Below are 13,520 nucleotides of genomic sequence, written 5' to 3' on the forward strand. Positions count from 1 at the left end.
GAGAAGTCTCCTGGTGAGGTCAGAGGATCCACGACGACGGTGCGGCGATCGGCACGTCCCAGGTGCCTGCCGCGCGACGCTCGGACAGTTCGGCGCGCCGGTCCCCGGTCGCTTTCCGGTCGAGGGCGCCGTCGGTGAGCACGACGCCGTACGCCAGTTCGGCGGTCTCCGGGCTGACGAGCCCGTTGCGGACGTCGGCGATCACTCGCTCGGGGTCGCGGGTGAGCGGATCGCCCCAACCGCCGCCACCGCCGATGATGAACCGCAGTCCGTCGCCCGCCTTCAGGTACAGCCCCGAGAACTTGCCGGTCTGGTAGCGCGCGCCGCGGCCGAACTCACCGTCGTTGGGGTCCGGCCGGCCGTCGGCGTCGAACATCCCGAACAGCGGCTCCGCACCCCGCAGATCGAGCGGATCCCCGTGCCGGGCAAGGTCGAAGTCCGAGATGTACCAGCCGTACGCCGAGGTACCCGCGCCGCCGCCGTTCGACCCCGGCGCCCCGCGGCGCAGCCGGTCGGCGACGACGGTCACGATCGTGTCCGACTCGGCCAGGATCGAGTACACCGAGCCGAGACCGCCGCGGAACTTCCCGGCTCCGGCGGTGTCGATGACGATCTCGTGCTGAACGACGACGAGCGGGCTCTCGATCTCCACATGCTCCTGCACCGACGTACGGCAGTTCCCGATCGGTACGACGCAGAACGAGATACCGTCCTCCTTCCAGGTGCCGCCCCAGCCGCCTCCGGCCAGCCCGTACGCGCCCCATGGCGTGCCCTCGTGCCCCGGCCGCGTGTCGATCCCTCCGAAGCCCACGTACAACGCGGTCCCGGTGTCGGGAGCGAACGTCTCCTCCACGGCCTGGCTCAGCGCCTGCGTCACCACGTTGATCGCCCGCGGTCCGATGTCGGCGTGACTCGAGCAACTCGACGGCGGCAGGACCTGGACCACGCTCCCGGCCGGAAGCAGTACGTCGATGGGCCGCAGCGTCCCGCTGTTCACCGGAGTGGTTGGGTCGACCATCAGCTTCACGGCCTCGATACAGCGGCCCGCTTCGCACCACGCCGTACCGCAGTTGCCCAACGGCTGACGTCCGGAGCCGGAGAAGTCGATCTCCATCGAGTCACCACGGACCTTCACCGTCACGTTGACCGGGATCGGATCGCTCGTGACGCCGTCCTCGTCCAGGAAGTCCTCGGCGGTGTAGTCACCGTCCGGGATGCTCGCGATCCCTCGGCGCATGCTCGCCTCGGTCGCGTCGATCGCGTACCGCGCCGCCGCGCGGACCTTGTCCAGACCGCCGCGGGCGATCAGGTCCTGCAGCTGCCGCTCGCCGACGACCAGGCAGCCGTGCAACGCTCGCAGATCTCCGAGTACCAGCTGCGGGACCCGGTTGTTCTCCAGCAGGAAGTTGAACGTCGGACGCACCGGTACGTCGTTCGCGTACAGCAGTGTCGGCGGCAACTTGAGCTGCTCCTCGAAGTGCGTCTGCGCGCCGTTCGAGAAGCCGCCCGGGATCGGACCGCCGAGATCGACCAGGTGCGACGTCGACTGGACGAGGAACTCGACCCGGCCGTCGACGAACACCGGCCGGAACAGGTTGACATCGGCCTGGTGCAGCGAACCGCGCCACGGGTCGTTGGTGAAGATGACGTCGCCGGGCTGCATCTGGTCGACGTCCCAGTCGTCCATCACGAAGTTCGCGATGTGCGGCGCGACGAACGCGTGCTGCATGCAGCCCTCCCACAGCGCCGCGACCTCCCAGCCTTCCTCGGTGCGCATGTGGATGACCACGGTGCAGTCGAGGATGTCGCGGCAGATCGGCGAGAACGCACTGCGCATCAGGGAGTCGAGCATCTCGCGGGCGACCTCGATCAGGCCGTAGCGGAGGATGTCGAGCTCGACGTCGACGGCCGCGCCGTCGGTGTCAGGGGTGGTGATGGTCATGACCGGTTCCTCAGCTCTGCGGGTCGATGATCAGGTTCAGGTCGTCGTCCACGAAGGCCATCCGGCCCGGCAGGACGACGGTGGTGGCGAACTTCTCGGCAACCAGCGCCGGCCCGGCGACCCGCTCGTGCGGGCCGAGCCGTTCGCGGACGTAGATCGGCACCTCCACGGGCTCGGTCGTGCCCGGCAGGGTCAGCTGCGCCTTGCGCAGGAACGCATCTCCTGCTTCCGGGGCGAGGGCGGCCTTGCCGTGCTGCCGTGGGATGATCGCGGTCACCTCGACCGTCGACACCACCACCGGGATCTCCGGCGCGGCGAATCCGTACGACTCCTGGTAGAACGTGTGGAACGCGGGGATCAGGTCGTTCACCAGGTCCGCCGTGATCGTGTCGGCGTGGATCGGCAGCCGGTTGTCCCAGGTCTGGCCGCGGTACATCGCGAAGATCGCGCGCTCGAAGCGGAGCCGGTCGACGTCCGCGCCCTGGCTCTTCAGCTCGTCGCGGATCCGGTCCTGCAGCGTCACGAACGCGGCCTCGATCGCGTCCGCGTCCCCCGGCGCCAAGGGGGTCATGATCGACTGCGCGCGGGTGACCATCAGGTCACTCCGGAGCAGTCCCAGCGCCGAGAACTGCCCCGGGCTGCGCGGCACGATCACCCGATCCAGGCCGAGGATCTGCCCGACCCGGTCGGCGAGCATCGGACCGGCCGAGCCCGAAGGCTGGAGCGCGAACTCACGGACGTCGAGGCCGCGGTAGACCGAGATCGTCCGCACCTTCGCGGCGATGTCCTGGCAGGCCACCTCGTACGCCGACGACGCCAGCTCGATCGCCGACAGGCCCCACTGCCGGCCGGTTTTCTCCAGTGCGTCGAGTGACGCGTCGACGTCCAGCTGGATCGCGCCGTTCGCGAACAGGTCCGGCTGCAGGATCCCGAGCGCCGCACAAGCGTCGGTCAGCGTCGGCTCGGTGCCGCCGCGCCGGTAGCAGACCGGACCAGGGTTCGATCCGGCCGACGCCGGTCCGACCGCCACGTTGCCGAGCGCGTTCGGCCGGATCAGGCTGCCCGCTCCTGACCCGATGCTCTGTACGTCGACCAACGGCATCGTCAGCGTGAGACCGGTCTCCAGCGTCCACGTGTCGGTCAGCGGAGTCTTGCCGCCCCGGATCGCCGCGACGTCGGTGCTCGTACCGCCGACGTCGATGGTGAGCAGGTTCGACGAGCTGGACTCGTTGGCCAGCTTGACGCTGCCGCTGGCGCCGCCGACCGGTCCGGACACGAGCTGGAACACCGGGTTCCGGCAGGCGTCGGCGAAGCTGGCGATGCCGCCGTTCATCATCATGATCCACAGCGTCCCGCCGTACTCGCGCTCCGCGAGGCGGTCCATCAGCCGGTTCAGGTACCCGTTGACGGCGGGACCGACATACGCGTCGAGGGCGACCGTCGTGGTGCGCTCGTGCTCCTTGGTCACCGGGTAGAGCGCCGACGTCTGGATGTAGGCGCCGGGCAGTTCTTCGGCGACGATCGCGGCCGCCCTGCGTTCGTGATCCGGGTTCGCGTACGAGTTCAGCAGGCAGACCGCCACCGCCTTCGCGTCCTGACGGGCCAGCTCACGGGCGGCGTCACGAACTGCGTCCTCGTCGAGCGGTAGCAGCTCGGACCCGTCGTACCGAAGTCTTTCGGGTACGCCGAAGCGCAGCTCCCGCGGCACGATCGGGCGTTCCTGGTGCGGACGTAACCAGGTCGGGTCGTAGAACCTGTCGCCGAACTCGCGGTGCATCCGCCCGATGTCCAGCAGGTCCCGGTGCCCGCGGGTCGCGATCAGACCGGTCCGTACGCCGGTCCGGCTGAGTAGTGCGTTGATACCGACGGTGTGCCCGTGCACGATCTCGGCGACCTCGGGGATCGCGACACCGATCGCGGCGATGCTCTCCAGCACGCCTTCCTCCTGCTGGAGAGTGGACAGCACCTTGCCGTCGCGGACCTCACCGGTCTCGCGGTTCAGGCCGATGATGTCGGTGAACGTGCCACCGACGTCGATCCCGACGATCCATCCTGGGTCCGTGATCACGGAACGCCTCCCTGTGCTCCAGGTCACCACAACTTTTATAAAATATGTCATACGCGAGGATGCCCGGCAAGGCCTCGGCAATATATGATGTTTTGTTATCCCAGGGGTGGAGGCCGCCATGCAGATGTTTCCCAAGGTGCCGCTCGGACCGGACCTGCTCCGCCGGGTCGGCGCGACCGCCGTCAACGCCGTCGAGGTGCTGCGGCACGGCGGCTTCGAGACCGGCGACGATTACTCGCCGTACAAGGTGGTGAGCAGCAACCGGATCTGCAAGCTGCGCCGCTACTTCCCCGACGACCTGCCCGCGGACGCGCCGGTGGTCCTGCTGGTCCACCCGCTGATGATCACCGGCGACCTGTGGGACATCGACCCGCGGACCAGTGCGGTGGCTGCGCTGCACGCGCAGGACATCGACGTCTGGACGATCGACTTCGGCCGGCCCGAGCACGAGCCGGGCGGGCTGGAGCGTACGCTCACCGACCACGCGCTCGCTGTGAGCGACGCGGTCGACGAGGTGCGCGCACACACCGGCCGGGACGTCGTTCTCGGCGGGCAGTCGCAGGGCGGGATGTTCAGCTACCAGGTCGCGGCGTACCGGCGCGGCGACGGCATCGACTCGTTGATCACCTTCGGCTCACCGGTCGACACCCGGGCGCCGCTCGGCGTACCGATGGCGCCGGAGACCGCGGCCACCCTCGCCCGCGTCTGGCTCTGGTCCGGACTCGCCCGGCGGATCTCGATCCCGGGTTGGGCGATGCGTGGCGGCACGCAGATGATGACGCCCGTCGGCGTCGTGAAGGGCAAGGCACAGTACTACCTGAATCTGCACGACCGGGAGCGGCTGCTTCCCCACGAGCGCCGGCGACAGTACCTCGAGGGGCAGGGCTGGACGTCGTACAGCGGGCCGGCGTTCGCCGAGCTGCTCGAGCAGTTCCTGGTGCAGAACCGGATGCTCGAAGGCGGATTCGTGTTCCGCGACCGCTCGGTCTCACTGGCCGACATCGACGTACCGATCCTGACCGTGGTCGGCACCAAGGACCTCCTCGGTACCCCGCAGTCGGTGCGCGGGATCCGCCGGGCCGCACCCCGCGCCGACGTCTACGAACTGACCTTGCCGATCGGCCACTTCGGCATCATCGGCGGCAACACCGCCCGCCGGATCACCTGGCCGACCGTCGCGGGCTGGATCAGGTGGCGCGCCGGGCTTGACGAACGCCCGGAGGCGATCGTGCCGGCCGAGCTGATCGAGGATCCCGGCCCGGTCGAGCCGAGCACGGTGCGCAAGGTGATCGGCTGGACCGCCGACACGGGCGTCACGGTCGGGGCCCGAACGGTCTCGACCGCGTCGGAGGCGATCAAGAGCGCGCAGGCGGTGGCCCGGGCCGGCGTCGATCACCTGCCGCGGCTGCGGGACCTCGGCGACCTGAAGCCCGGCACCCAGATCTCGCTGGGCCTGCTGCTCGACGAGGCCGCCAAGCGTGCTCCCGAGAGCGTGGTGTACGCGTTCGGCGACCGGGTGATCCGGCACGGCGAATTCAAGTACCGCGTGGACAGCATCGTGAACGGGATGCTCAGCCTCGGGATGCGCCAGGGCATGCGGATCGGCGTCCTGATGAACTCCCGCCCGTCCGCGTTCAGCACCCTGGCCGCGATCAGCCGGCTCGGCGCCACCGCCGTACTGCTGCGACCCGAGGGCGACCTGGAAACGGAGGTCCGGCTCGGTCAGATCGGCTGGCTGATCTCCGATCCGTCGAACGCCCGCGACCAGGCACTCCCCGGTGTCACGTGGTGCGTCCTCGGTGTCGGCGGCGAGGATCGGGAGCTGCCTGCGCACGTGATCGACATGGAGCGGATCGATCCTGCCCAGGTTCGGGTGCCGCGCTGGTACCGCGCGAACCCACGGACCGCGTCCGACATCGCGTTCGTCCTGTTCACCGGCGACGGTGCGGCGACCAGGGACATCCTGATCACCAACCGGCGGTGGGCGCTGTCCGCACTCGGCGCGGCGCAGGCGGCCGGACTGACCGCGAGCGACACGGTCTACTCGGTGACGCCGCTCTACCACTCGTCCGCGATCCTGCATGCGATGGCGGGCGCGATCGCCTCGGGCGCCCGGCTCGCCCTGGCCGGCGAAGGTGCCTTCTGGGAGGAAGTACGGCGGTACGGCGCGACGCACGTCTCGTACACCTGGACCTCGCTCCAGCCGATCGTCGACGCTCCTCCGTCTCCGGGCGAGCGCAACCATCCGGTCCGCGTCTTCATGGGATCGGGAATGCCGGGTGGGCTGTGGAGCCGGGTCGCCGAACGCTTCCCCGGCGTCCGCATCGTCGAGGTGTACGCGTCCGCCGAGGGCGACGCGATCCTCGCCAACCGCACCGGGACGAAGGTCGGCTCCGTCGGCCGGCCGTTGCCAGGGACACCGGAGGTCCGGGTGGTCGAGTACGGGCTCGCATCCCAGCGCCTGGTGATCGATTCCGATGGATACGCGCGCGAGACGAGGCCCGGGGCGGTCGGCATGCTGATCGTTCGCGGCGACGGGTCGGTACGGCGCAACGCCGTACCGCTGCGCAGTGTGTTCGAGCCTGGGGATTCGTGGCTGGCGACCGGGGACCTGTTCACCCGGGACGCGGACGGTGACCTCTGGCCGATGGGACATGCGAGCACGTTGATCCAGACGCCGTCCGGCCCGGTACCCCCGTCGGTCGTCAGCCAGGCGCTCGAGGCGATCCCGTCCGTCGGGCTCGCCGCGGCGTACGGTGTCGGCAGCGGCGAGATCGTCGGCGCGATCACACCTCTGCCCGGGGCTCGCGTGTCCGCGGCCGACCTCGGTCGCGCCGTCAGCACGTTGCCTCCCGAACAACGCCCGGCGTACGTGCAGTCTCTCGAGATCCCTCTGACCGCATGGTCTCGCCCACGGATCGGACCGCTGCGCGACGCGGGCCTTCCCCGCCCAGCCGGCGACCGCACGGTTTGGAAGCTAGGCGCCAACGGCAAGACCTACTCGGTCCAGCGCACCCGGCGCCAGACCCCGTAACCGACGAGCAGCGAGATCAGGTAGCCGACCGGTATGTCGACGAGGAATGTGCCAGCCACGTTGTGGCCGGGATCGGCCGCGACGACGAGAGGCGTCATCACGAGGGAGAGCGGGCGGTGTAGTTCGCGGCCATCAGGTGGCCGCGGACCGCACCGATCAGACCGGCTACCCCGACCCGTCACTCGCTGCCGACGCCGGACGTTACATGTACAATACTTTTTATTTTCTGGAAGGATGCCGCCATGACCGATCATCTGCCCTCCGATCGTGCGGTCGAGGTACGAGGGTTGGAGATCTGCACCCGGCGGCGGCCGGGGCCGCACACGCCGCCCTTGCTGCTGATCAACGGTCTCGGCGGCTCACTGACCTCATGGGATCCGCTGCTGGAGCAGTTGCCCGAGCGCGACGTCATCATGGTCGACAGCCCGGGAGCCGGCCGCTCGTCGACGCCGACGCTTCCGATCCTGGTGCCGGCGCTGGCCGACGTGATCGCCGAGGTGGTCGGCGAGCTCGGCGTCGGGACGGTCGACGTACTCGGGTACTCGCACGGCGGGACGATCGCGCAGGAACTCGCGCGGCGGCATCCCGCAACGGTACGGAAGCTGATCCTGACCGCGACGATGTTCGGCCTCGGTGCCCTACCGGTCCCACTGAAGGCGCACCGCACTCTGCTCAGCACGGCGCGGTTCCGCGACCGCGCAGTGATGGTGCGCGACATGGCCCGGCTGGCCGGCGGGCGATCCGCGCGCGAACCGGAGCTGCTGGCGAATCTGCTCGGGACCCGTGAAAGTCATCCGCCGTCGACGCGCGGGTACTACTACCAGCAGTTGTCGCTGATCGGATGGAGCAGTTGGCTGTGGCTCGGCCGGCTGCGCTGCCGGACACTCGTCCTGCACGGTGCCGCGGATCCCGTCGTACCGCAACTGAACGCACGGCTGATGGCGTGGCGGATCCCGAATGCCCGACTCGAGCTCGTCGCGGATGCCGGGCACCTGCTGCTGTTCGACGAGGCCGCGACGGCCGGGCGCATCATCAGCGAGTTCCTCGACGACGATTCCCGATGATCCTCCATCGAATCCTCAACTCGGCCGCGTCCGCAGCAGGACGGAACCCGCTACTCACCTCGTCGATCAGGGTCAGCCATCAACTCGCGATCCAAGGCGAACAATGGGCCCGAGGCCGATACCGTCAGCCGCGGGCGCACTTTCACGTCGGTGGGCGAGGACCCGCTCTGCTGTTGATCAACGGCTTCGGCGCAAGCGGTCTGCTGTGGCCGACCGCCCTCGTCACGGAGCTCGAGCGCCGGTACCAGGTGATCCGGATGGACAACCGCGGCACGGGCTGGTCCAGGCGCACGCACGGTCCGTTCACCGTCGCCATGATGGCCGACGACGCGTACGAGGCGATGCGCGCGTGCGGTCACGCGAGCGCCGTCGTCGCGGGCTACTCGATGGGCGGCATCGTCGCCCAGGAACTCGCCGTACGGCATCCCGAGGCCGTCGACAAGATGGTGCTGATGGCAACGATCCCGCCTCCCCCGGCGCAGGTTCCGCCGGGCGACGTCGTGTCGTTGCTGCGCCTCGGACTCGGACCGTTCGACGACGACCGGGAGTTCGACCGTGACTATCGCCTCGCAGTCGCCGACGCGATCCTTGCGGTCGCGAGTCCGCACTTCACAGCCGATGACGAACTGAAGGACGAGATCGGCGCGCAGGTGCTCCGGCGCGTCACCACTCGCGGCGGCGCCCTGCAGCAGTCCCGCGCGATCCTGGCCTGGCACGACCCACGCCGGCTCACCGCAGTAGGCGCGCCGACGGTCGTCTTCAGCGGCCAGGACGACCCGATCGTCCCGGTCGAGAACGGTCGCCGCATCGTCGAGCTGATCCGAGGCGCCACCCACGTCGAGCTGCCCCGCACCGGCCACCTGGTGCCCTGGGAAGCCCGGCCCCGACTGGTCGAGGCCCTTTAGGACGCCGGCTCACCCAAGTCGCGATACTTCTCGCGGAGCTCGAACTTCTTGATCTTCCCCGACGCCGTTCGGGGCAGTTCGTCGACGACGACCAGGTACTTCGGGACCTTGTACTTCGCCAGCCGCGCGACGCAGAACGCGCGGACCGCATCGACATCGACCTGTTGCCCGTCCATCGCCACCAGCACCGCACAACCGACCTCGTTGTACCTCGGGTCCGGTACACCGACCACGGCGGCGTCGGCCACCCCCGGCGCGGTCGTGATCACGGCCTCGATCTCAGCCGGGTAGATGTTCTCCCCGCCGCTGCGGATCATGTCCTTGGCCCGGCCGCCCAGCGTGATGAAGCCCTCGGAGTCGACGCTCGCCAGGTCGCCCGTACGGCACCAGCCATCCACGAACGTCTCGGCGTTGGCCTCGTCCCGGTGCCAGTAGCCGGGGCTTACCGCAGGGCTGCGCACATAGAGCTCAGCGACCTCGCCGACCGGCGCGTCCTTGCCCTCGCCGGTGACGATCCGGACGTCGGTGAACGGCATCGTCCGGCCCACCGACCCCGCGCGGTCCGCGTCCTTGCCGTCCAGGCAGCAGGTGATCGCACCGCCCTCGGTCAGCCCGTAGACCTGCACCAACTCGATGTGCGGCAGCTTCTTCGCGAACTCGTCGTACACCCACGGCATCAGCGTGTCGCCGCCGCAGACGATCCGCCGCAGCGTCGGGGGAATCAGCTCGGCACAGTCCGGGCGGCGGATGAACTCCGGCACCATGAACGAATAGATCAGGATGTCGGTGACCTGCTGCGTGCGGCAGGCCGCGAGGTACTCGAGCAGGTCGAACGATCCGGACGGGTACGTGATCGCCGTGCCGTGACTCGTGATCGCGGACAGCAGCAGCGCCTCCCAGCCCCCGGCGTGGAACAGCGGCCCCGAGGTCATCGCCACCGTCGACGAGTCGAACTTCCACCGCAGCGACTGGATCGCGCCGAACCAGAGATTGTTGCCGTGCGTCCAGATCGCGCCTTTCGGCAGTCCCGTCGTGCCTGAGGTGTACATCAGGCAGGCGGGGTCGTCGAGATTCAACTCCGGGAACTCCATGCTCAGTGGGCCGGCCACGAAATCCTCGAACGGCTGGGCCCAATCGAGCGTGGCGTCGCCGCGTACGACGTACGTCCGTACCGGGAGGTCCGCGCGGATGTCCGCGACCTTGCCGGCGAGGTCGTGGTCGAGCAGCAGGAGCGTCGTACCGGAGTCGTTCAGGATGAACTTCAGCTCGTTGGGCATCAACCGCCAGTTCAGCCGGACGGCGATCGCGCCGACGCGGGCGATCGCGAAAATCGCGATCATGTAGTCGACCGAGTTCTTCAGCAGCATGCCGACCCGGTCACCCGGCCGGACGCCGGCCCGTTGCAGCGCGGACGCGTACGCGATCTCGCGGTCCCGGAACTCGGCCCACGTCAACGGGGTCTCTGCGCCGATCGCCACGGCCGGCTGGTCCACCGGCACCGGCGGCGCCTGCCCGGCGATCGAGTCGCTGACCCACAACATACTCACGCCCATGACGACTCCCCTCTCCGGTAGCGAGAGTAGGCCACCTCACATGACGGCACAATATGGAATATATTTTATCTCACAATTCCTACTGCCCACTTGCCAACGGCCGCTCGAAGCCTACGCTCGTCGTATGTCCACCACTATCGCGCGACCCGGACGAGTGCTGATCAGCGGAGCGGCCGGCGGCCTCGGCGCAGCCACCGCCAGGCGCTTCGCCGCCGACGGCGCGCGGGTCGCACTGACCGATATCAACGCCGAGGGGCTCGAGGTCGTCGCCAAGGAGGTGAACGGCCTCGCCCTGCCGGCCGACGGAACCAGCCGCGAGGCCTTGCACGACGTAGTCGAACGCACGGTCGAGGAATTCGGCGGCGTGGACGCGGTCATCGCCGCTCAGGGTGCGCAGATCAGCTCGAGCACCAGCCCCAAGTCGCACGACAACTGGACCCGCAGCCTCGACGTGAACCTCAATGGCGCGTTCTACCTGGCGGCCGAGTCGCTGCCGCATCTGGTGCAATCGAAGGGCTCGATCGTGCTGGTGTCGTCGTCCGCGGGCCTGTTCGCGGGACCGTCCGGCGCCGCCGGGTACACCGCGGCGAAGACCGGCATCATCGGACTGACGCGCTGGCTCGCCCGTGAGTACGGTCCGCGCGGCGTCCGGGTGAACGCGGTCAGCCCCGGGTGGATCCGTACCCAGCTCGGCGAGGACGCGATGAAGTACCTGGCCGAGCGCGACGGTTTGACACTGGAGGACGCGTACCGCGCAGCGACAGCTCACATCCCGCTGCGGCGGGTCGCCGACCCGGCGGAGATCGCCGCGGTGTGCGCCTTCCTCACGTCGTCGGACGCGTCCATGGTCACCGGCCATACCTTGGTGGCCGACGGCGGCGGTGCGGTGGTCGACTCGTCGACGGAGGCCTTCGACCAGCCCGGATGACCGGCCCTGCGGCATCAACCGAACCCGGACTCGAACGGTATATGATGGTTTGCGTTCGAAATATTATGTCTGGTTCAGATGGAACGGTGATGCCGAGTGGCCACAAGGGGCAGCGTCAAGCAAGGGCTGCCGGACGAGGTCGCCGCCTACGTCCGCGAGCAGATCCTGTCCGGCGAGTTCCGCCCCGGCATGTTCCTTCGGCTGGAGCCGATCGCCGAGGCGGTCGGGGTCAGCAACACCCCGGTTCGCGAGGGCCTGCTGACGCTGCGCAGCGAAGGATTCGTCGAGCTGGTCCCCCGGCGCGGCTTCATGGTGGCGTCGTTCAGCCCCGAGGACGTCCGGGACATCTTCTGGGCGCAGTCCAAGATCGCCGGCGAGCTCGCCGCACGGGCCGCCAAGCAGATCAGCCCCGAGCAGATCGCCAAGCTCGAAGAGTTGACCGCCGAGTTCAAGCGCGCGGTGAAGGCCCGCGACAAGGACCGGATCGCGGACCTCGGCTCGGAGTTCCACGCGGTGATCAACCGCGCGGCCGGGTCGCGCCGCCTGGCGTTGATCCTCCAGACGGTCGTCAGCCAGCTCCCGTCCTCCTTCTACGCCACCATCGACGGCCAGGTCGCCGCCACCCACAGCGAGCACCCGCAGATCGTCGAGGCGATGAAGAAGCGCTCGGTCCGTACAGCGCGCGCGCTGATGGAGGCGCACATCCTCGGCAGCGCCGACCACCTGATCGAGACCCTGAACGGCCGCGGCCTCTGGGACACCGAACAGTCCGCCTGACAGCGTCACTGCGTGGCTTCGGGTGTCCGTCCGTCGAGCTTGAGCTCATACACCCAGAAGTGATTGCCGTCCGGATCGATGACGTCTGCGCCGCGGCCGACCTCGCTCTGGACGGTCTGGCCACTCGGTCCGCCACCCAACCGGATGGCGGCGTCGCTCGTCACCCGCAGATCATCGACGGCGACGCCGAACCGCACTCCCCCAGGACTCGCCATCCGCCCGGTAGTTATCGCGCCCATCGTGCCGCCGCCGGGCGGAGCGAAGATCCACCGGTTCCGTTCCTCATCCGGTTCGAACGACCACCCGAACAGCTCGGTATAGAAATCCGCCGAACGCTGCAGATCCCGCACCGGAATCTCGACCCAAACGATCATCCCCGCACGCATACCGCCCTCCGATCCGATTGCTTCACACTACGCCGAGCCGAACGGTCGTCTCCGAGGCCGGCGAGGTCACCATCGGACGCAGCGCACCCGGCTGGCTCCGGTACTTCTCCCGGTAGGCGGTCTCGACCCGCGCGTTCATGTCCTGATCCGGCACCTGCTCCAGCGTCACGTCGCTCTCGATGCCCCCGACGCGGACACGCGCCCGCCGCGTCCGCATCGCATTGCGGTACCACGCGCCGTCCGGCCCATAGGCGGAGCGGACGTACAGCTCATCGGCCACCCGCACCACCCAGATCGTCGTCCAGCGACGCAGCGACCCGTCACGCCGGTAGCTGCTGATCTGCAGCTCCTCCGACTCACCGATCGCCTGCAGGTCCTCGAGATTCCATGCCATGTCGTTCAACCTTCGTTCCGCGGGAGAGATGGACTGCCAATGCAATCAGAATGAGCACCAGCACAGCGACAACGCCGTACGCCCGAAGCCAGAACGCCGGCCCCGCCGGTCCGCCTGTCATGCACGTGCGTGAGTACGAGCGCGGCCCCCGATGGCCAACGGCTCTTGGTCCAGGTGACCCCCAACGGAGGCCAAACCTTCCGCGCTTCCTTCGACTTCACAATCCGGAACACCCGAATCACCTCGGCAACCTGCCGACAACTCGAGCCGATCATGAAGGAATGAATCGCCCCGGGTTTCGTGGAGACTCGATTACTTTGATCCGGCCTTGGTGAGGACGGGTGTTTCAGGGTAGTGCCCGGTTGTGATGTCGGCCCAGTGGTTGGTTTCGAACTCGGCTGGTGGGGCGTGTCCGATCTCGCCGTGGAGTCGTCGGTGGTTGAACCAGTCGACGTACTCGGCGACGGCG

12 protein-coding genes are annotated in these 13,520 nt (G+C 68.7%); 5 read left to right on the forward strand and 7 right to left on the reverse strand.

Annotation, left to right across the window (positions count from 1 at the left end):
- Positions 1-19: 19 nt before the first annotated feature.
- Both AB0M51_RS42060 and AB0M51_RS42065 read right to left on the reverse strand, forming a co-directional pair.
- Positions 20-1,942 (reverse strand): hydantoinase B/oxoprolinase family protein, encoded by a 1,923-nt coding sequence (locus tag AB0M51_RS42060; RefSeq protein WP_363754535.1) that lies wholly within the window; start codon positions 1,940-1,942, stop codon positions 20-22.
- Between the two features lie 10 nt (positions 1,943-1,952).
- Positions 1,953-4,010: a hydantoinase/oxoprolinase family protein gene (locus AB0M51_RS42065; protein WP_363754537.1), complete on the reverse strand. Its 2,058-nt coding sequence runs from the start codon at positions 4,008-4,010 to the stop codon at positions 1,953-1,955.
- A gap of 118 nt (positions 4,011-4,128) precedes the next feature.
- Between AB0M51_RS42065 and AB0M51_RS42070 the strand changes: the two genes are divergently transcribed.
- The gene (locus AB0M51_RS42070; RefSeq protein ID WP_363754539.1) at positions 4,129-7,044 is read left to right on the forward strand and encodes an AMP-binding protein; all 2,916 of its coding nucleotides are present in this window, start codon (positions 4,129-4,131) and stop codon (positions 7,042-7,044) included.
- Here the strand turns inward: AB0M51_RS42070 and AB0M51_RS42075 are convergent.
- A complete protein-coding gene (locus tag AB0M51_RS42075) occupies positions 7,008-7,142 on the reverse strand; it encodes a hypothetical protein (RefSeq protein ID WP_363754542.1) in 135 nt (44 codons plus the stop codon). The genes AB0M51_RS42070 and AB0M51_RS42075 overlap by 37 nt on opposite strands.
- Before the next feature lie 144 nt (positions 7,143-7,286).
- On the opposite strand from AB0M51_RS42075, the gene AB0M51_RS42080 reads away from it, so the two are divergent.
- Positions 7,287-8,108: an alpha/beta hydrolase gene (locus AB0M51_RS42080; protein ID WP_363754544.1), complete on the forward strand. Its 822-nt coding sequence runs from the start codon at positions 7,287-7,289 to the stop codon at positions 8,106-8,108.
- 173 nt (positions 8,109-8,281) lie between these two features.
- Positions 8,282-9,013, forward strand: a complete 732-nt coding sequence (locus AB0M51_RS42085; RefSeq protein ID WP_363754546.1) for an alpha/beta hydrolase — start codon at positions 8,282-8,284, stop codon at positions 9,011-9,013.
- Here the strand turns inward: AB0M51_RS42085 and AB0M51_RS42090 are convergent.
- Positions 9,010-10,566 carry a class I adenylate-forming enzyme family protein gene (locus tag AB0M51_RS42090; RefSeq protein ID WP_363754548.1) on the reverse strand — a complete coding sequence of 519 codons (1,557 nt, stop codon included), beginning with the start codon at positions 10,564-10,566 and terminating at the stop codon, positions 9,010-9,012. The two genes, AB0M51_RS42085 and AB0M51_RS42090, sit on opposite strands and share 4 nt — an antisense overlap.
- 124 nt (positions 10,567-10,690) lie before the next feature.
- Between AB0M51_RS42090 and AB0M51_RS42095 the strand changes: the two genes are divergently transcribed.
- Positions 10,691-11,494 carry an SDR family oxidoreductase gene (locus AB0M51_RS42095; protein WP_363754550.1) on the forward strand — a complete coding sequence of 268 codons (804 nt, stop codon included), beginning with the start codon at positions 10,691-10,693 and terminating at the stop codon, positions 11,492-11,494.
- 96 nt (positions 11,495-11,590) lie between these two features.
- On the forward strand, positions 11,591-12,271 hold the full coding sequence (locus AB0M51_RS42100; protein WP_363754552.1) for a GntR family transcriptional regulator: 681 nt from the start codon (positions 11,591-11,593) through the stop codon (positions 12,269-12,271).
- A 5-nt stretch (positions 12,272-12,276) separates the two neighbouring features.
- On the opposite strand, the gene AB0M51_RS42105 is transcribed toward AB0M51_RS42100, so the two are convergent.
- The 3 genes from AB0M51_RS42105 to AB0M51_RS42115 all read right to left on the reverse strand — a co-directional run.
- On the reverse strand, positions 12,277-12,657 hold the full coding sequence (locus AB0M51_RS42105) for a VOC family protein (RefSeq protein ID WP_363754554.1): 381 nt from the start codon (positions 12,655-12,657) through the stop codon (positions 12,277-12,279).
- A 22-nt stretch (positions 12,658-12,679) separates the two neighbouring features.
- Entirely contained in the window at positions 12,680-13,051 is a 372-nt protein-coding gene (locus AB0M51_RS42110) for a DUF2255 family protein (RefSeq protein ID WP_363754556.1), read from the reverse strand.
- Positions 13,052-13,363: 312 nt separating this feature from the next.
- Positions 13,364-13,520 (reverse strand): IS3 family transposase (locus AB0M51_RS42115; protein ID WP_363754558.1); only part of this gene is annotated, 157 nt, incomplete at its 5' end.

This window comes from Kribbella sp. NPDC051137, assembly GCF_040682535.1.
In the GTDB taxonomy this organism is placed as follows: Bacteria; Actinomycetota; Actinomycetes; order Propionibacteriales; family Kribbellaceae; genus Kribbella; species Kribbella karoonensis.

What these genes read in the sequence shown, in the direction of transcription:
- AB0M51_RS42080 (WP_363754544.1), top strand. Translation starts at nt 7,287, where the DNA reads ATGACCGATCATCTGCCCTCCGATCGTGCGGTCGAGGTACGAGGGTTG.
- AB0M51_RS42095 (WP_363754550.1), top strand. Translation starts at nt 10,691, where the DNA reads ATGTCCACCACTATCGCGCGACCCGGACGAGTGCTGATCAGCGGAGCG.
- AB0M51_RS42060 (WP_363754535.1), bottom strand. Translation starts at nt 1,942, where the DNA reads ATGACCATCACCACCCCTGACACCGACGGCGCGGCCGTCGACGTCGAG.
- AB0M51_RS42070 (WP_363754539.1), top strand. Translation starts at nt 4,129, where the DNA reads ATGCAGATGTTTCCCAAGGTGCCGCTCGGACCGGACCTGCTCCGCCGG.
- AB0M51_RS42075 (WP_363754542.1), bottom strand. Translation starts at nt 7,142, where the DNA reads ATGACGCCTCTCGTCGTCGCGGCCGATCCCGGCCACAACGTGGCTGGC.
- AB0M51_RS42105 (WP_363754554.1), bottom strand. Translation starts at nt 12,657, where the DNA reads ATGCGTGCGGGGATGATCGTTTGGGTCGAGATTCCGGTGCGGGATCTG.
- AB0M51_RS42090 (WP_363754548.1), bottom strand. Translation starts at nt 10,566, where the DNA reads ATGGGCGTGAGTATGTTGTGGGTCAGCGACTCGATCGCCGGGCAGGCG.
- AB0M51_RS42110 (WP_363754556.1), bottom strand. Translation starts at nt 13,051, where the DNA reads ATGGCATGGAATCTCGAGGACCTGCAGGCGATCGGTGAGTCGGAGGAG.